Origin of the sequence: Aquipuribacter aurantiacus (assembly GCF_051216895.1) — a bacterium.
Classification (GTDB): domain Bacteria; phylum Actinomycetota; class Actinomycetes; order Actinomycetales; family JBBAYJ01; genus Aquipuribacter.
In genome coordinates, this window is sequence record NZ_JBPKAO010000002.1 from 263,360 (window position 1) to 280,488 (window position 17,129).

Here is a 17,129-nt window from a genome sequence, read left to right on the forward strand (position 1 = left end):
CCTGGAACCGGGGGTGCTGCGGGTCGAGGCCGCCGACCCGGGCGCCGGGGTGAGCCTGGCCAGCGAGCTGCGGCTGGACCCCGCCGGGGTGCTGCAGGTCCGCCACACCCTCACCAACACCGGCCCGGACGTGCTCGACGTGGCCTCCCTGCTGGCCGTCGTGCCGCTGCCGGTGGCGGCCACCGAGACCCTCGACCTGACCGGGCGCTGGTGCCGGGAGCGCTCCCCGCAGCGGCTGCCCCTGGTCCACGGCGGCCGGGTCCGGGAGTCCCGACGCGGCCGGACCGGTCACGACGCGACCCTGCTGCTGCTGGCCGGTGAGACGGGGTTCGGCTTCGGTCACGGGGAGGTGGCGGCGGTCCACGTGGCCTGGAGCGGGGACCACGTGCACCTGGTGGACCGGCTGCCCGAGGGCGCCGGACGTCACGGCGGCGTGCTCGGCGGGGGCGAGCTGCTGCGGGCCGGGGAGGTCCGGCTGGGCGAGGGGGAGGCCTACACCGCCCCACCGGTGCTGTTCACCCACGCGGGCGACGGCCTCGACGGCGTCAGCGCCCGGATGCACGACCACGTCCGCGCCCGCGCGGCCCACCCGCGCACCGAGCGCCCGGTCACCCTCAACGTCTGGGAGGCCGTCTACTTCGACCACGACCACGAGCGGCTGGCGGCCCTCGTCGACGTCGCGGCCCGCCTCGGCGTGGAGCGCGTCGTGCTGGACGACGGCTGGTTCCTGGGTCGTCGGGACGACACGGCCGGGCTGGGGGACTGGGAGGTCGACCCCCAGGTCTGGCCCGGTGGCCTGCACCCGTTCGCCGACCGGGTCCGCGGTCACGGCATGCAGGTGGGGCTGTGGTTCGAGCCCGAGATGGTCAACGTCGACTCCGACCTCGTCCGGGCCCACCCCGACTGGCTGCTGGGGGCCCGGCCGGGCCCCGACGGCACCGGGGGCGGGACCCGGCCCTGGCGCACGCAGCAGGTGCTGGACCTCACACGCGCCGACGCCTACGACCACGTCCTGTCCCAGCTGGACGCCGTGATCACCGCCGAGCGGCCCGACTACCTGAAGTGGGACCACAACCGGGACCTGCACGAGGCGCTGGACGCCGACGGCTCGCCCGCCGTCCACCGGCAGACCCGGGCCGCCTACCGGCTGATGGCCGAGCTGCAGGCCCGGCACCCGGGTCTGGAGATCGAGTCCTGCTCCTCCGGGGGCGCCCGCGTTGACCTGGGGGTGCTCGAGCACACCCAGCGGGTCTGGGCCAGCGACTGCAACGACGCGCTGGAGCGGCAGTCCATCCAGCGCTGGACCGCGATGCTGCTGCCGCCCGAGCTGGTGGGCACCCACGTCGGCCCGCCCCACTCGCACACCACCGGTCGGGTGGCCGACCTGGACCTGCGCTGCCTGACCGCGTTGTTCGGGCACGCCGGCATCGAGTGGGACGTGACGTCGTGCTCGGAGCAGGAGCTGGAGCGGCTGGCCGGCTGGATCGCCCTGCACAAGCGGCTGCGCCCGCTGCTGCACGCCGGGCGGACCGTCCGCACCGAGGAACGGGACGGGGCGTGGGCGCACGGGGTGGTGGCGCCCGACCGGCGTCACGCCGTCTTCGCCTTCGTCCGTCTCACGACGGGTGCCGACGTCGTGCCCGGCCTGCTGCGCCTGCCCGGCCTGGACCCCGCGACGCGGTACCGGGTCCGCGCGGTGGACGTGACCGGGCGCGAGGAGCTGCGCGTGCTGGGCTCGGGGATCAGCCTGCCGCCGTGGTGCGACGCCGACGGCGTCCTGCTCACCGGCGCCGCGCTGGCCCGCCACGGCCTGGCCATGCCGGTGCTCGACCCGGAGGCGGGGCTGCTGATCGAGGTCACCGCCGTCGGCTGACATGATGGTCGGGTGAGCCTCGCACCCTCTCCGGAGCCGGAGACCACCACCACGACGGGGCAGCGGCCCCGTGTCCTGTCGGGCATGCAGCCCACCTCGGACTCGCTGCACCTGGGCAACTACCTGGGCGCGCTGGTGCAGTGGGTGGCGCTGCAGGACACGCACGAGGCGTTCTACTGCGTCGTGGACCTGCACGCGATCACCGTGGAGACCGACCCGGCCGTGCTGCGGGAGCGGACCCGCCGGACGGCGGCGCAGTACCTGGCGGCCGGGGTCGACCCCACCCGCAGCACGCTGTTCGTGCAGAGCCACGTGCCCGAGCACGCGCAGCTGGCCTGGGTGCTGGGCTGCATGACCGGCTTCGGCGAGGCCAGCCGGATGACGCAGTTCAAGGACAAGTCGGCCCGGGGCAGCAACGTCAGCGTGGGCCTGTTCACCTACCCCGTGCTGCAGGCGGCCGACATCCTGCTGTACGGCGCCGACCGCGTCCCGGTGGGCGAGGACCAGCGCCAGCACCTGGAGCTGACCCGGGACCTGGCCCAGCGCTTCAACGCCCGCCACGGCGACACCCTCGTCGTGCCGGAGCCCCACATCGTGTCCGGCACGGCCAAGATCATGGACCTGCAGGACCCCACGTCGAAGATGAGCAAGTCGGCGGCCTCGCCGACCGGGCTGATCGACCTGCTCGACGAGGAGAAGGTGGTCGTGAAGCGGATCCGCTCCGCCGTCACCGACACCGAGCGGGAGATCCGCTTCGACCGCGAGGCCAAGCCGGGGGTGTCGAACCTGCTGGCCGTCCTGGCCGCCTTCACCGGCACCACCCCGGAGGCGGCCGCCGCCGGGTACGAGGGCAAGGGCTACGGCGACCTGAAGGCCGACGTGGCCGAGGCGGTGCTCGACGGGCTGCGCCCGTTCCGCACCCGGGCCCACGAGCTGCTGGACGACCCCGCCGAGCTGGACCGCGTCCTGGCCGACGGGGCCACCCGGGCCCGGGCCGTCGCCTCGGGCACGCTCGCCCGCGTCTACGACCGGGTCGGGTTCCTGCCGGCCCGGCCGGTCTGAGGTCCCCGTGACCGCCTCCTGGGACGACGCGGTCCTCGACGCGGACGGCCTCGAGCACGCCGAGAGCGTGACGCTGGGCGTGGCCGTCGCCGTCCCCGAGCCGTTCGCGACCGCGCTCCGGGACAGCCGCGCCGCCACCGGTGACCCCGTGGCCCTGGCCGTGCCGCCCCACGTCACGATCGTCCCGCCCGTGGTCGTCGACCCCGCCGCCGTGCCCGACATCGTCGAGCACGTCCGGCGCGTCGTCGCAGAGGTGCCGCGGTTCGCGGTGGTGCTGTCCGGCACCGACACGTTCCGGCCCGTCTCCGACGTCGTCTTCGTCCGGGTCGTGGACGGCGCGCAGGCCTGCGACCGGCTGCAGCAGCGCGTGCGCACCGGCCCGCTCGGACGACGGCTGGGCTTCCCGTACCACCCGCACGTCACGGTGGCCCACGACGTCCCGGCCGACGCGATGGACCGGGTGCAGGGCGACCTGTCCGGCTTCCACGCCGCGTTCGACGTCGACGAGGTCGCCGTGTTCCGCTGCGACTCCGACGGGGTGTGGCGCTCGCTGGCCCCGGCCCCGCTGGCCGGCGCGCCCGCGCCGGTGGAGCAGCTGCGGTGAGCGGGTCGACGGTCGCCGCCGAGCAGGCGGACCCGACGTCCCGGGGTCTCGGGGCCAGGCTGAAGGGCCTCCTCGGGTGGGTGATGCGGAGCCGGCCGTACCGCGCGAACGAGCGGCTCGGGCAGGCCCGCGGCGGCATCCTGGCCGCAGGCATCGCGTTCTACGGCGTCTTCTCGCTCTTCCCGCTGCTGACCCTCGGCTTCACGGCCATGGGCCTGTGGCTGGGCAACAACGTGGCCGTGCAGCAGCAGCTCATCGAGTTCGTCGAGACGTCGCTGCCCGGTCTGGTCGGCGAGGGCGACAGCGCCATCGTCGCCCCGGACACGCTGCTGGCGGGCGCCACCGACACCACGGTGCTCGGCATCTCGGCGGTCGTCGGCGTCCTCACCCTGCTCTACACCGGTCTGGGCTGGATCGCCGCGCTGCGCGAGGGGATCCGCGGGGTGTTCCGGCTGCCCACCATGCGCCTGGACCCGGTGCGGGCCAAGCTGTTCGACCTGGCGGTCATGCTCAGCCTGGGCTCGCTCATCGTCGCGTCGGCGCTGGCCAACGTGGCCGCCCAGTCCTTCACCGAGCAGCTCCTGGACCTGCTGGGCCTGGACCGGACGCCGGTGGGCAACGTCGTGGTCAGCGCCGTGGTGCTCACCGGGGCCGTGCTGCTCAACACCGCCCTGTTCACCATGCTGTACCGGGTGCTGGCCCACACCGACGCCCGGCTGCGCTCCGTCGTCCCGGGCGCGTTGCTGGCCGCTCTGGGCGTGGCTGCGCTGCAGCTGGCCGTCGGCGCGGTGCTCGGCAACGTCGGGGCCAACGCCGGGTTCCTGGCCAGCGCCGCCATCCCGATCCTCACGCTGTTCGTGTGGCTCAACCTCAACGCCCGCGTGATGCTGTTCGGTGCGGCCTGGGTGGCCGTCGGTCGTCACCCGGACCCCCCGGTGCTCGACGACGAGGTGCCGCCGCGCGTCCCGCTGCCCCGACCGAGCCCGCCCGTGCTGCCGCGGCGCTGGTCCGACCGGGCGCTGCTCGGCGCCGGTGTGGTGCTGGGCGCGACCGCCCTGGGCATCGTCCGGGTGGCCAACGGCGCGGCCAAGGCCGCCGGGGACGGCGTCCGCACCCTCGTCCGCGGCGACTGACCGACAGACCGGCAGACCGTCCGCGGCGCCCGTCCGCGGCGCTCCGCTCGCGGTTCACCGCACGCGCCGCTCCGCCCCCAGGGCTCCGTCCGCGGCGCCGCCCGGACCTCGCGGGCGCTGGCCGGCCGTACCGGCCAGCGACACGACACGCGGCCTCGACGGCCACAACCCCCGCCGAGCGCCTCGAGCGTCGCTCGTCGGTACCGCCGACGTCGCCGGTCCCGGCGGTGTCTTGTGCGCCGGTGGCGGCCCGAGGGCATCGCGCCGCTGCGCCGCGCTGCGCCGCGCTGCCCCGCGCTGCCCCGCGCCGCGCTGCCCCGCGCTGCCCCGCGCTGCCCCGCGCTGCCCCGCCTCGCCCCGCGCCGCGCCCCCCGAGCTGGGCCCCTCGAGCTGGGCGCTAGACGTCCTCGCCACGGCGCCGCGCGCCGGTGAGCCGGGCCAGGGCGACCGAGGGCCCCACGAACCGGCTGGGGCGCGAGCGGCCCCGCGGGTGCGTCGGCTCGACCGGCTGCCCGTCGGCGCCGGTCTCGACGGCGACGGGGACCCGGGCCGGCTCGCGGTCCCACAGCCGTCGCAGCCGCCGGAGCCGGCGGGCCGCGAGGTCGCCCAGCACCACGCCGGACGCCAGTGCGGTGACGATGCCGATGGCGCCCAGCACGGTCGCGATGCCCACCGCGGTGTCACCCTGCACGATCCGGAACATCCCCCGGTACAGCGCGAGCCCCGGCAGCAGCGGCATGAAGCCCGCCACCGCCGGCACCAGGGCCGGGACGTCGTAGCGACCGGCCACCACGACGGCCACCGTGCCCGCGACCACGGCGGCCGCGGCCGTGGCGTACAGCGGCTGCACCCCCAGGGCCGCTCCGCCGGCGAACACCAGGCCCGACGTGGTGCCGATGGCGGCGGCGGGCACCAGCAGGCGGGGCGGTGCGTACACGCTGAGCAGGAAGAAGGCGCTGGCCAGGGCCCCGCCCGTCAGGCGCATCCACAGCGGGGCGACGCCCGGCTCCGCGGATATCTCGCGCAGCGGCACCCCGAGCGGGACGGCCACCGCCAGCACCAGCCCCACGCCGCTCGCGATGCCGGCGAGCAGCACGAACACCTCGACGACCCGACCGGCCGCGGTCACCACGTACCCGGCCAGCGCGTCCTGCACCGCCGACAGCATGGCCACCGAGGGCAGCAGCGCCACGATGCCTCCCGCCACCACCAGGGACGGCCGGACCGGCAGGCCGACCGCGTAGGCGCCCGTCGCGACCGCGGTCACCAGCGCCGCGCCGGCCGCGTTGCCGAAGAACACGGGCAGACCCCGGCTGCTCGTCCACCGGCCGACCACGAGCACCACGTAGGTGACCGCCCCGGCCAGCAGGATCCCCAGCGGGCCGCCGCCCAGCAGCAGCACCACGGCGCCGGCCAGCGCGGCGGACCCGGCCTCGGCGGTGCGCCGACCGTACGGGTAGTCCAGGTCGCGGATCCGGGCCATCCCGGCCATGGCCGCCGACACCGACACCCCGCCGTTGACGAGCTGTCCCAGCAACCGGTGCACCCGGATGAGCCGGGTGTAGTCGAGGTCCCGCTGCAGCACCATCCGGCGCCGGGTCCAGGGCTGGGTGTCCCGGTCGGCCGCCCACGTCACCGACAGGGACGTGAAGTTCACGTCGACGTCGATGTCCCGCAGCCCGGCGGCCAGCGCCACGGCCTGCATGGTCGCCGCCGCGTCCGCGGACCCCGCGCCCGCCGCCAGGACCTCCTCGCCCGCGTCCAGCGCCAGGTACAGGATCCGGCCGATGTCGTCCCCGGGCGGGGTGGCAGCAGTCATCGGCCCCAGCGTGTCAGACCGAGGGGGGTGGTCCGTCCTGCCCGACCCGGCCGGCGCGTCCTCTCGCCGCCAGCACGGCCGCCGTGGCGGCCAGCGCGAGCACCGCGCCCAGCACCCCGAGCTGCAGCAGCAGGCCCGAGGAGGCCCCGGCGGTCGTCGCGGCCTGCTCCGGTGCGGACCGTCGACCCGTGATGGCGGCGAGGGGGTCCGTGGTCGGGGCCGTGCCCGTCCCGTCCTCGTCGCCGCCGGCGCCCGGCTCGACCGCGCCCGGCTCGACCGGGTCCGCCGAGGGAGCCGGGTCGGCCGAGGGAGCCGGGGACGACGACGGGGCCGGGGAGGCCTGCGCGTCGCCCGCGTCCTGGCGGGAGCGCGAGACCTGCGGCAGCTCGCCGGGCACGGCCAGCGTCCCCACCGACCCGCCCACGCCCCCGGTGGCGAACGCCCAGTCCAGCAGGGTGGCGGACTGGCGCCAGGCGCCGCTCTGGGCCCGCATCACGGTGGCCACGTACCGGCGCCCGTCCCGCTCGGCGGTGCCGACGTAGGCGCCGCCCGCGGCCCGGGTGAACCCGCTCTTGAGCCCGGTGGCCCCGTCGTAGTTGCGCAGCAGCCGGGACGAGGTCTGGATCTCGTAGGTCTCCCGCGCGGGGTCGCCCACCGTGCCGGAGGCGGGGAAGTCGTAGCGCAGGGTCGCCGCGGGGCCGGCGACGCGGGGCTCGGCCAGGGCGGCGCGGGCCAGGACGGCCAGGTCGTGCGCCGTGCTCACCTGGCCGTCGGCGTCGAGGCCGTTGGTGGTCCGCGGCACGGTGCTCCAGGCGCCCACCGCCCGTGCGACCTGCGTCATCCGGTCCAGGGCGACCTGCGGGCCGACGAGCTCGCCCAGCGCGACCGCGGCGTCGTTGCCGCTGCTCAGCATCAGCCCGTGGGCCAGGTCCTCCACGGTGTACTCCGAGCCCTGGACCAGACCGACCCGGCTCCCCACCGCCTGCGCGGACGCCGGCCCGGCGGTGTGCACCGTGGCCGGGTCGAGACCGGGCAGCAGGGCGAGCGCCGTCAGGACCTTGATGGTCGACGCCGGGGCGAACGGCACGTGGGCGTTGCAGGCGGCCAGCACCTCACCGGTGTCCAGGTCCGCGACGAGCCAGGACGTCACCGGGACCGGCGGGGGAGCGGGGACGCCGGCCGGGACGAGCAGCCCGGGCCCGGACAGCTCGTCCCCGGCCACCGCGTCGCTGGGGGCCGGCAGCGGGGCGCGCGGCGCGTCGGGCTCGTCGGCCGCGTCCCCCAGCGGCAGCTGGGCGGCGGGGCACGGCTCCACGACGGGCGGGACCACGGCGGCCGCCGACGCGGTACCCGGCAGCACGGAGCCGCCGACGCACACGGCGACGGCGGCCAGGCACGCACCCACCCGGCGGGCGGTGGTGCGGTCGGGCGACCTCACGAGGAGCGGCTCACACGCTGCGCGCGATGAGCGCCCGCTTGACCTCCTGGATCGCCTTCGTGACCTCGATGCCGCGAGGGCACGCCTCGGTGCAGTTGAAGGTGGTCCGGCAGCGCCAGACGCCCTCCTTGGAGTTGAGGATCTCCAGGCGCAGGTCGGACCCGGCGTCGCGGCTGTCGAAGATGAACCGGTGCGCGCCGACGATGGCCTGCGGGCCGAAGTACTGCCCGTCGGTCCAGAACACGGGGCACGAGCTGGTGCAGGCCGCGCACATGATGCACTTGGTGGTGTCGTCGAACCGGTCGCGGTCGGCCTGGGACTGCACCCGCTCGCGCGTCGGCTCGGCCCCGGTGGTGATGAGGAACGGCATGACCTCGCGGTAGGCCGCGAAGAACGGCTCCATGTCGACGACGAGGTCCTTCTCCACCGGCAGGCCCTTGATCGGCTCGACCGTGATGGGCTTGGCCGGGTTGAGGTCCTTGAGCAGCGTCTTGCAGGCCAGGCGGTTGCGGCCGTTGATGCGCATGGCGTCGGAGCCGCAGATGCCGTGGGCGCAGGAGCGACGGAACGTCAGGGACCCGTCGGTGTCCCACTTGATCTTGTGCAGCGCGTCCAGCAGCCGGTCGGTGCCGTAGGCCGTGACCGTGTACTCCTCCCAGTGCGCCTCCTCGTCGCGCTCCGGGTCGTAGCGGCGGATCTTGAGCGTGACGTCGAAGCTCGGGATCGCGTCGGCACCGGCGGAGTCGGTGCGCTCGGCCGTGCCGGTGCTCTGCGCGGTGTCGTCGCGCCGTTCGGTGTCGGAGGAGGCCAGGCCGTTCGTGTCGCCGGCCGAGGTCTCGGTGGTCGTCATCAGTACTTGCGCTCCATCGGCTCGTATCGGGTCTGCACCACGGGCTTGTAACCGAGGCGGATCTTCGCAGCACCGGTGTCGTCCACGTCGCGGTAGGCCATCGTGTGCTGCATGAAGTTGACGTCGTCGCGCGTGGGGTAGTCCTCGCGGAAGTGGCCCCCGCGGGACTCGTTGCGGGCCTTGGCGCTGGCGACGAGGACCTCGGCGAGCTCCAGCAGGAACCCGAGCTCGACGGCCTCGAGCAGGTCGGTGTTGAACCGCTTGCCCTTGTCCATCACGCCGACGCGGGTGTAGCGCTCCTTGAGCCGGGCGATGTCGACCTCGGCCTGCTTGAGCGTGCCCTCGGTCCGGTACACCTGGGCGTTGGCGTCCATCGTCTCCTGCAGCGCGGTGCGGATCGCCGCCACGTTCTCGGTGGGGGCACCGTCGGAGCCGCGGCTGCGCAGCTCCTCCAGCATCGTCACCACGGTCGCCTCGGGCGCCTCGGGCAGGTCCACCAGGTCGGCGGTCTGCGCGTACTCCGCCGCGGCGATGCCGGCGCGCTTGCCGAACACGTTGATGTCCAGCAGCGAGTTGGTGCCGAGCCGGTTGGCCCCGTGCACCGACACGCACGCCACCTCGCCGGCCGCGTACAGCCCGCCCACGGTGGTGTCGTTGTCGGCCAGGACCTCGGTGGCGACGTTGGTCGGCACCCCGCCCATGGCGTAGTGCGCCGTCGGGTACACCGGGACCGGCTCGGTGTAGGGCTCGACGCCCAGGTAGGTGCGGGCGAACTCGGTGATGTCCGGCAGCTTGGCGTCGATGTGCGCCGGCTCCAGGTGGGTGAGGTCGAGCAGCACGTAGTCCTTGTTGGGGCCGGCACCGCGACCCTCGCGGACCTCGGTGGACATGGCCCGGGCGACCATGTCGCGCGGGGCCAGGTCCTTGATCGTCGGGGCGTAGCGCTCCATGAAGCGCTCGCCCTCGCTGTTGCGGAGGATGCCGCCCTCGCCGCGCGCGGCCTCGCTCAGCAGGATGCCGAGCCCGGCCAGGCCGGTGGGGTGAAACTGGTAGAACTCCATGTCCTCCAGCGGCAGGCCCCGGCGCCACGCCACACCCATGCCGTCACCGGTGAGGGTGTGCGCGTTGGAGGTGGTCTTGAACACCTTGCCGAAGCCACCCGTGGCCAGCACGACGGACTTGGCGTGCACGACGTGGATGGTCCCGGTCGCGAGCTCGTAGGCCACGACGCCGCTGGCGTGGCGGCGGCCGTCGGCGCCGTCGCTCATCAGCAGGTCGAGGACGTAGAACTCGTTGAAGAACTCGACCTCGTGCTTGACGCACTGCTGGTACAGCGTCTGAAGGATCATGTGGCCGGTGCGGTCGGCGGCGAAGCAGCTGCGGCGCACGGCGGCCTCGCCGTGGTTGCGGGTGTGCCCGCCGAAGCGGCGCTGGTCGATCCGGCCCTCGGGGGTGCGGTTGAAGGGCAGCCCCATCTTCTCCAGGTCGAGGACGGCGTCGATGGCCTCCTTGCACATCACCTCGGCCGCGTCCTGGTCGACGAGGTAGTCGCCGCCCTTGACGGTGTCGAAGGTGTGCCACTCCCAGTTGTCCTCCTCGACGTTGGCCAGGGCGGCGCACATGCCGCCCTGAGCCGCGCCGGTGTGGGAGCGGGTCGGGTAGAGCTTGGTGAGCACGGCGGTGCGGGACCGCTTGCCTGCCTCGAGGGCGGCGCGCATGCCCGCACCTCCGGCGCCGACGATGACGACGTCGAAGCGGTGGTGCTCCACCTTGGCGCCCGTCCGGGCGGTCCTGGGGGCGGGGGTCGGGGTGCTCATGGGTGCTCCTCCTCGTGCCGTGCTCAGCAGCTGCGTGGTCGACAGCCGTTCCGGGTGCGGCCGGGACTCAGCCGGTGCAGACCGACAGCGTCGACGCGGGGTCGATGCAGGGGTCGAAGGTGGTGATGGTGTACGTGCCGATCACGAGGGTCACCAGGACCCCGACGACCAGCGCGCCGGTCAGCCACAGCCGCGTGGAGTCCTTCTCGGAGTAGTCGGCGATGATCGTCCGCATCCCGTTGCCGCCGTGGATGAGCGCCAGCCACAGCATGGCCAGGTCCCACAGCTGCCAGAACGGGCTGGCCCACTTGCCGGCGACGAACGCGAAGTCGATCTGCTTGATGCCCTCGCCCAGCACCAGGTTGACGAACAGGTGCCCGGTGACGAGGACGACGAGGACGACGCCCGACAGGCGCATGAACACCCAGCCGTACAGCTCGCCGTTGCCGCTGCGCGGGGCACGGGAGCGGGGGGCCACCAGGGCCGGGGCGGTGTTGGCCATCAGAAGTCTCCGAACACGAAGCCGAGGTGGCGGATCGTGAAGGGGACCATGAGGACCACCCACACCCCGATCACGCCGTAGAGCATCTGCTTGTGGAACCGCGGCCCGTTGCGCCAGAAGTCGACGAGGATCACGCGCAGCCCGTTGAGGGCGTGGAACAGGAACGCCCCGACCAGCCCCAGCTCGGCCAGTCCCACGACCGGGTTCTGGTACGTCGCCATGACCGTGTCGTAGGCCTCGGGGGAGATCCGTACGAGGCCGGTGTCGAGGACGTGCACCAGCAGGAAGAAGAAGAGCACGACGCCGGTGATGCGGTGCAGCACCCACGACCACATGCCCTCGTTGCCCCGGTACAGCGTCCCCTGGGGCCTCTTGCGGCCCGTGGGGGCGTTGACGGCGGTGGACGCCACTGTGCGGTCCTTCCTGCAGTCCGTGTCACGGTCACCGGACAGGCGCCCCGGAGCGGGGGGCCGGGGTGCACCGACCCCGCCAGCATACGTGCGACCTGCGGCGGACGACGGATCGGGCCGACGTCGCGTGGGTCACAACGTCACGGGGCGTGACCCCCGACGGGGCCGGGGGCGTGACCGGGGGCGTGACGGGGGGCGTGACGGGGGGCGTGGCCTCAGCGGGCGAAGAGGTCGGGACCGGCCACGGTCGACAGGTCGAGCACCGTGCGCCGCGGGGTGCCCGGGTGCGCCCGCACGGCCTCGTCGTAGTAGCCGAGCAGCTGGGAGCAGACCGCGTCCCAGGAGCGCGACAGCACGGCCCGGCGTCCGGCCTCCCCCATCTTCTCCCGCAGCGCGGCGTCGCGGACCAGCACACCGACCTGGCGGCGCATGGCCTTGTCGTCCTCGCCGCCGTATCGGTAGCCGGTGATGCCGTGCTGGACGATGTCGCGGGGACCGCCGACGTCCGGGGCCACCACGGGCAGCCGGGTGGCCATGGCCTCCTGGAGCGTCTGGCCGAACGTCTCCTCGGTGCCCGTGTGGACGAATACGTCCAGCGCCGCGTAGGCGTCGGACAGGTCGTCGCCGTCCAGGTGCCCCAGGAACGTGGCCGGCAGGCCCGCGTCGGCCAGGTGCCGTTCCAGCCCGGCCCGGCTGGGGCCGTCGCCCCCGACCACGAGCCGGATGCCGGGCATCCCGGCCAGCGCGGCCAGCCGCTCGACCCGCTTCTCGGGGAACAGCCGGCCGATGTAGCCGACGACGACCTCGCCGTCGGGGGACAGCCGGCGCCGCAGCGCCTGGGCCGAGGCGGTGTCCCGCCGGGCGGGGGCGAAGCGCTCGGTGTCCACCCCGCGGCCCCACAGCCGGACCCGGGGGACCCGGTGCGCGCGCAGGTCCGCCGCCGCCGCGCGCGAGGGCGCCAGGGTCATGTCGGCCATCTCGTGGACCCGGCGCACCCAGCGCCACACCCCGCGGGAGGCCATCTTGAACCCGTGCCGGGCCGCGAAGCCGGCCATGTCGGTCTGGTAGACCGCGACCGTGGGCAGGTCGAGCCGCTCGCAGGCCGTCAGCCCGTACGCGCCCAGGACGAACGGGGCCGCGACGTGGACGACGTCGGGCCGGAAGTCCTCCAGCGCCTGGGTGACGTGGGCGGTGGGGAGGCCGACGGGGAACTGCCGGTAGCTGAACGCCGTGACCTCGCGCACCGGCGCCCCGGCGTAGGACTCCGGGGCGGGACCCGGGCAGATGACGAGGCCGTCGTGGCCGTTGCGCTCCAGGTGCTCCAGCACGCGGCAGACGCTGTTGGTCACCCCGTTGACGGTGGGGAGGAAGGACTCCGCCACCACAGCGACCCGCATGCGCGCCACTGTAGTGCCCCCACCGTTACCGTCCGGGGCATGAATCGCTGGCGTCCCGCAGACCCGTCCGAGCGTCTGCCCGGCTTCCACGCCGTCGTCCCCGCAGGTGGTGCGGGCACCCGTTTGTGGCCGCTGTCGCGCTCGGCGCGCCCGAAGTTCCTGCACGACCTGACCGGGTCCGGGCGCACCCTGATCCAGGCCACGTGGGACCGGCTGGTGCCGCTGGCGGGCGAGGACGGCATGGTCGTGGTGACCGGCGCCCAGCACGCGGTCGCCGTGGCCCGGCAGCTGCCGGGGCTGCACGACGAGGACCTGGTCGTCGAGCCCGCCCCCCGCAACTCCGCGGCCGCCATCGGCCTGGCGGCCGCGGTGCTGGCCGTCCGCGACCCCGACGCCGTGCTGGGCTCGTTCGCCGCGGACCACGTCATCACCGACGACCGCGCGTTCCGGGCCGCCGTCACCGAGGCCGTCGCGGCGGCCCGCGAGGGCTGGCTGGTGACCATCGGGATCGACCCCACGGCCCCGTCGACGGGGTTCGGCTACATCCACCCCGGCGAGGACCTCCCGGTCGCGGGCGCACCGTCGTTGCGGCGGGTGGAGCAGTTCGTCGAGAAACCCGACGAGGACACCGCCCGCTCCTACGTGGAGGCGGGCTGGCGCTGGAACGCCGGCATGTTCGTGGTGCGGGCGCAGGTGCTGATGGACCTGCTGGCCGAGCACGAGCCCGCCCTGGCCGCCGGGCTGCAGCGGATCGCCGCCGCCTGGGGCGGGGAGGACCGCGAGGAGGTGCTGGCCTCGACCTGGCCCAGCCTGCCGTCGGTCCCGATTGACACCGCGGTGGCCGAGCCCGCGGCCGCCGCGGGGCGGGTGGCCGTGGTGCCCGGCCCGTTCCGCTGGGACGACGTGGGCGACTGGACCTCCCTGGGCGACCTGCTCGCCTCGGACCTGGCCCAGACCGTGCCCGCGGGCGACGGCGCCGACGGCCTGCGCGTCCTGGGGGACGCGAGCAAGGTGGTGGGCAACGACGCGACCGGGGTCGTGGTGCCGAACGGGGGACGGCTCGTGGTCGTCGCCGGGATCCAGGACGTGGTCGTCGTCGACACCCTCGACGCGGTCCTGGTCACCACGCGCGAGCGCGCCCAGGAGGTCAAGCACATCGTCGACATCCTCAAGCGGGAGGGCCGCAGCGACCTGGTGTGAGGAGGGCGACGGCGCCACGACGACCCCGATGCCGCGCGGGCGACCTACGATCGCCCGCATGACGACGGAGTCGACGACAGGGTCCGAGACCGAGTCCGGCCTGCCCCTGCCGGCGGTGGCGACCGCCGCCGACGTCGCCGCCGGGCTCGACGAGCGCCTGGGGGAGCCGGGCCGGTTCCCCTACACCCGCGGTGTCCACCCCGGGATGTACACGACCCGGCCGTGGACGATGCGGCAGTACGCCGGGTTCGGCAGCGCGGCGGAGTCCAACGCGCGCTACCACCAGCTCGTCGCGGCGGGCACGGGCGGGCTGAGCGTCGCCTTCGACCTGCCCACCCAGATGGGACTGGACTCCGACGACCCCCTGGCCGGCGGCGAGGTGGGCAAGGTCGGCGTGGCGATCGACTCCCTCGACGACATGCGCACGCTGTTCGACGGGCTGCCGCTGGACGAGGTGTCGACCTCGATGACCATCAACGCCCCGGCCTCGGTCCTCCTGCTGCTCTACCAGCTCGTCGCGGAGGAGAACGGCATCGACCCCGCCCGGCTGCGGGGGACGGTGCAGAACGACGTCCTCAAGGAGTACATCGCCCGCGGGACGTACATCTTCCCGCCCGCGCCGTCGCTGCGGCTGGTCAGCGACACCTTCGCCTACTGCGCCGAGCACCTGCCCAGCTGGAACACCATCTCGGTCTCCGGCTACCACATGGCCGAGGCCGGGGCCACGCCCGCGCAGGAGGTCGCGTTCACCCTGAGCGACGGCATCGCCTACCTGGAGGCGGCGCAGGCCGCCGGCCTGGCCGTGGAGCAGGTGGCGCCCCGGTTGTCGTTCTTCTTCGTGGCCCGCACCACGCTGCTGGAGGAGGTCGCCAAGTTCCGCGCCGCCCGCCGCGTCTGGGCCCACGTCGTGCGCGACCGGTTCGGCTGCGACGACCCGCGCTCGCAGATGCTGCGCTTCCACACCCAGACCGCCGGGGTGCAGCTGACCGCCCAGCAGCCGGAGGTCAACCTGGTGCGGGTCGCCCTGCAGGCGCTCGGCGCGGTGCTGGGCGGGACCCAGAGCCTGCACACCAACTCCTACGACGAGGCGATCGCCCTGCCGACGGAGAAGGCGGCCCGCCTCGCGCTGCGGACCCAGCAGGTCATCGCGTTCGAGACCGACGTCACCCAGGTGGTCGACCCGTTCGCCGGGTCCTACGCCGTGGAGGCGATGACCGACGCGCTGCAGGCCGAGGTCGAGCGGCTGATGGCGGCCGTCGAGGAGCGCGGGGGAGCGGTGGACGCCATCGAGGCCGGCTTCCAGAAGGGCGAGATCGAGCGCTCGGCGTACTCGTTCGCGCAGCAGGTCGACGACGGCTCCCGGGTGGTGGTCGGGGTCAACCGGTTCCGGACCGAGACCGAGGAGCCGTACGAGCCGCTGCGGCCCGACCCCGACCTCGAGCGGGCGCAGGTGCAGCGCCTCGCCGACCTGCGGGCGCGTCGTGACGGCGACGCGGTCGAGCGGGCCCTGGCCGACCTGCGCCGGGCCGCCGCCGGTACCGACAACGTCCTGGTCCCGATGAAGGTCGCCCTCGCGGCCCTCGCCACCGTCGGTGAGGTCTGCGGCGTCCTGCGTGACCAGTGGGGCCGGTACGAGCCGTCAGAGCGCTTCTGACCCTTCGTGACCTTCGTGCCCCCGCGGGCGGTACCGGCCCGCACCCGCGCTGACCTGCTGCTCCGGGGGCATCACGGGATCGTCACGACCTGGTCACGACCTGACGGGACCGTCGTGGTGCGACCGGCCCGACAGGTATGTTCCCCCTCGACCGTGCGGGGGCCCATCGGCTGCCGTCACCGGCACCACCCGACGGTCCATCGGCCCCACCATCAGGAGGAAATTGTGAAGCAGTGGACGCGTGTGACCGCGGTCCTGGGTCTGTCGGCCCTCGCCCTAGCGGCGTGCGGCGAGGCGCCCGACGAGGCAGCCCCCGCCGCGAGCGACGCGGCGGGCGCGGGCGGCAGCGAGGCCGCGGCCGAGCCGATGGACTTCACGGGCTGCATGGTCACCGACGCCGGCGGCGTCGACGACCGGTCCTTCAACGAGGCCGCCGACCGTGGTCTGACCCAGGCCGTCGACGAGCTCGGCATCGAGAAGAACGTCGTCGAGTCCGCCTCGGAGACCGACTACACCCCCAACGTCGAGCAGCTCGTCGCCGGCGAGTGCGACCTGATCGTCGGTGTCGGCTTCCTGCTGGCGGGCGCGATCGGCGAGGCCGCCACGGCCAACCCGGAGGAGACCTTCGCGCTCATCGACTCCACGCTCGAGGAGCCCGCGGACAACGTCAAGCCGCTGCTGTTCAACACGGCCGAGGCCGCGTTCCTGGGTGGCTACCTGGCCGCCGGCATGAGCGAGAGCGGCACGGTCGCCACCTTCGGCGGCATCCCGATCCCGCCCGTCACCATCTTCATGGACGGCTTCGTCGACGGCGTGGCCTACCACAACGAGGAGAAGGGGACCGACGTCCAGGTCCTCGGCTGGGACAAGGAGTCCCAGGAGGGCACCTTCACCGGTGACTTCGAGAACCAGGCCAACGGCCAGACCACCACGGAGAACTTCATCTCCCAGGGCGCGGACATCATCCTGCCCGTCGCCGGGCCGGTCGGCCTGGGTGCGGCTGCGGCCGCCGAGGCCGCCGACGGCGTCAACCTGATCTGGGTCGACTCCGACGGCTACGAGTCCGCCTCGCAGTACGGCTCGCTGTTCATCTCCTCGGTGCTCAAGAACATCGACGCCGCGGTCTTCACGACCACGCAGGAGACCATCGACGGCGCGTTCACCAGCGAGCCCTACGTCGGCACCCTCGAGAACGGTGGCGTCGGGCTGGCCCCGTTCCACGACTTCGAGGAGACCGTCCCGCAGGAGCTCAAGGACGAGCTCACCGCGATCCAGGAGGGCATCGTCTCCGGCGACGTCGTCGTGGAGTCGCCGGCGTCCCCGTGACGTCGACTCGTTGACACGGCTCCAGCTGCGGGGGCGTACCGGTC

The 17,129-nt window shown here is 74.2% G+C and carries 14 protein-coding genes; 7 read left to right on the forward strand and 7 right to left on the reverse strand.

Translation table 11 applies throughout. The features are described 5' to 3' along the window. From ACR80Q_RS04035 to ACR80Q_RS04050, 4 genes are all read left to right on the forward strand, one after another. On the forward strand, window positions 1–1,873 hold a 1,873-nt coding region (locus ACR80Q_RS04035; RefSeq protein WP_435376264.1), incomplete at its 5' end, for an alpha-galactosidase. Window positions 1,874–1,885: 12 nt separating this feature from the next. After that, the gene (trpS, locus tag ACR80Q_RS04040) at window positions 1,886–2,935 is read left to right on the forward strand and encodes a tryptophan--tRNA ligase (RefSeq protein WP_435376265.1); all 1,050 of its coding nucleotides are present in this window, start codon (window positions 1,886–1,888) and stop codon (window positions 2,933–2,935) included. Between the two features lie 7 nt (window positions 2,936–2,942). After that, window positions 2,943–3,539: a 2'-5' RNA ligase family protein gene (locus tag ACR80Q_RS04045; protein WP_435376266.1), complete on the forward strand. Its 597-nt coding sequence runs from the start codon at window positions 2,943–2,945 to the stop codon at window positions 3,537–3,539. Next, window positions 3,536–4,672 (forward strand): YihY/virulence factor BrkB family protein, encoded by a 1,137-nt coding sequence (locus ACR80Q_RS04050; RefSeq protein ID WP_435376267.1) that lies wholly within the window; start codon window positions 3,536–3,538, stop codon window positions 4,670–4,672. Before ACR80Q_RS04045 ends, ACR80Q_RS04050 begins: the two co-directional genes overlap by 4 nt. Before the next feature lie 397 nt (window positions 4,673–5,069). Here ACR80Q_RS04050 and ACR80Q_RS04055 read toward each other — a convergent pair whose 3' ends face one another. From ACR80Q_RS04055 to ACR80Q_RS04085, 7 genes are all read right to left on the reverse strand, one after another. Beyond that, complete coding sequence (locus tag ACR80Q_RS04055) at window positions 5,070–6,491, reverse strand: threonine/serine exporter family protein (RefSeq protein WP_435376268.1); 1,422 nt, start codon at window positions 6,489–6,491, stop codon at window positions 5,070–5,072. Between the two features lie 13 nt (window positions 6,492–6,504). Continuing rightward, on the reverse strand, window positions 6,505–7,929 hold the full coding sequence (locus ACR80Q_RS04060; RefSeq protein ID WP_435376269.1) for a D-alanyl-D-alanine carboxypeptidase family protein: 1,425 nt from the start codon (window positions 7,927–7,929) through the stop codon (window positions 6,505–6,507). A gap of 10 nt (window positions 7,930–7,939) precedes the next feature. Then, complete coding sequence (locus tag ACR80Q_RS04065) at window positions 7,940–8,779, reverse strand: succinate dehydrogenase iron-sulfur subunit (protein WP_435376270.1); 840 nt, start codon at window positions 8,777–8,779, stop codon at window positions 7,940–7,942. Next, complete coding sequence (sdhA, locus tag ACR80Q_RS04070) at window positions 8,779–10,596, reverse strand: succinate dehydrogenase flavoprotein subunit (RefSeq protein ID WP_435376271.1); 1,818 nt, start codon at window positions 10,594–10,596, stop codon at window positions 8,779–8,781. The genes ACR80Q_RS04065 and sdhA overlap by 1 nt, the downstream gene beginning before the upstream one ends. A gap of 67 nt (window positions 10,597–10,663) precedes the next feature. Further along, on the reverse strand, window positions 10,664–11,098 hold the full coding sequence (locus ACR80Q_RS04075) for a succinate dehydrogenase hydrophobic membrane anchor subunit (RefSeq protein WP_435376272.1): 435 nt from the start codon (window positions 11,096–11,098) through the stop codon (window positions 10,664–10,666). Next, complete coding sequence (sdhC, locus tag ACR80Q_RS04080; RefSeq protein ID WP_435376273.1) at window positions 11,098–11,508, reverse strand: succinate dehydrogenase, cytochrome b556 subunit; 411 nt, start codon at window positions 11,506–11,508, stop codon at window positions 11,098–11,100. Before sdhC ends, ACR80Q_RS04075 begins: the two co-directional genes overlap by 1 nt. 215 nt (window positions 11,509–11,723) lie before the next feature. Continuing rightward, the gene (locus ACR80Q_RS04085; protein ID WP_435376274.1) at window positions 11,724–12,905 is read right to left on the reverse strand and encodes a glycosyltransferase family 4 protein; all 1,182 of its coding nucleotides are present in this window, start codon (window positions 12,903–12,905) and stop codon (window positions 11,724–11,726) included. A 39-nt stretch (window positions 12,906–12,944) separates the two neighbouring features. Here ACR80Q_RS04085 and ACR80Q_RS04090 point away from each other — a divergent pair, with 39 nt between their 5' ends. The 3 genes from ACR80Q_RS04090 to ACR80Q_RS04100 all read left to right on the forward strand — a co-directional run bounded on the left by ACR80Q_RS04090 (window position 12,945) and on the right by ACR80Q_RS04100 (window position 17,085). Then, window positions 12,945–14,105, forward strand: a complete 1,161-nt coding sequence (locus ACR80Q_RS04090) for a mannose-1-phosphate guanylyltransferase (protein WP_435376275.1) — start codon at window positions 12,945–12,947, stop codon at window positions 14,103–14,105. 58 nt (window positions 14,106–14,163) lie between these two features. Continuing rightward, window positions 14,164–15,759, forward strand: a complete 1,596-nt coding sequence (locus tag ACR80Q_RS04095; RefSeq protein WP_435376276.1) for an acyl-CoA mutase large subunit family protein — start codon at window positions 14,164–14,166, stop codon at window positions 15,757–15,759. Window positions 15,760–15,984: 225 nt separating this feature from the next. Continuing rightward, window positions 15,985–17,085: a BMP family lipoprotein gene (locus tag ACR80Q_RS04100; protein ID WP_435376277.1), complete on the forward strand. Its 1,101-nt coding sequence runs from the start codon at window positions 15,985–15,987 to the stop codon at window positions 17,083–17,085. Window positions 17,086–17,129 lie beyond the last annotated feature (44 nt).

Excerpts from the sequence above, each read along its gene's own strand:
- ACR80Q_RS04085 (WP_435376274.1), bottom strand. The coding sequence starts at position 12,905 with ATGCGGGTCGCTGTGGTGGCGGAGTCCTTCCTCCCCACCGTCAACGGG.
- ACR80Q_RS04075 (WP_435376272.1), bottom strand. The coding sequence starts at position 11,098 with ATGGCCAACACCGCCCCGGCCCTGGTGGCCCCCCGCTCCCGTGCCCCG.
- ACR80Q_RS04095 (WP_435376276.1), top strand. The coding sequence starts at position 14,164 with ATGACGACGGAGTCGACGACAGGGTCCGAGACCGAGTCCGGCCTGCCC.
- ACR80Q_RS04090 (WP_435376275.1), top strand. The coding sequence starts at position 12,945 with ATGAATCGCTGGCGTCCCGCAGACCCGTCCGAGCGTCTGCCCGGCTTC.
- ACR80Q_RS04055 (WP_435376268.1), bottom strand. The coding sequence starts at position 6,491 with ATGACTGCTGCCACCCCGCCCGGGGACGACATCGGCCGGATCCTGTAC.
- sdhA (WP_435376271.1), bottom strand. The coding sequence starts at position 10,596 with ATGAGCACCCCGACCCCCGCCCCCAGGACCGCCCGGACGGGCGCCAAG.
- ACR80Q_RS04065 (WP_435376270.1), bottom strand. The coding sequence starts at position 8,779 with ATGACGACCACCGAGACCTCGGCCGGCGACACGAACGGCCTGGCCTCC.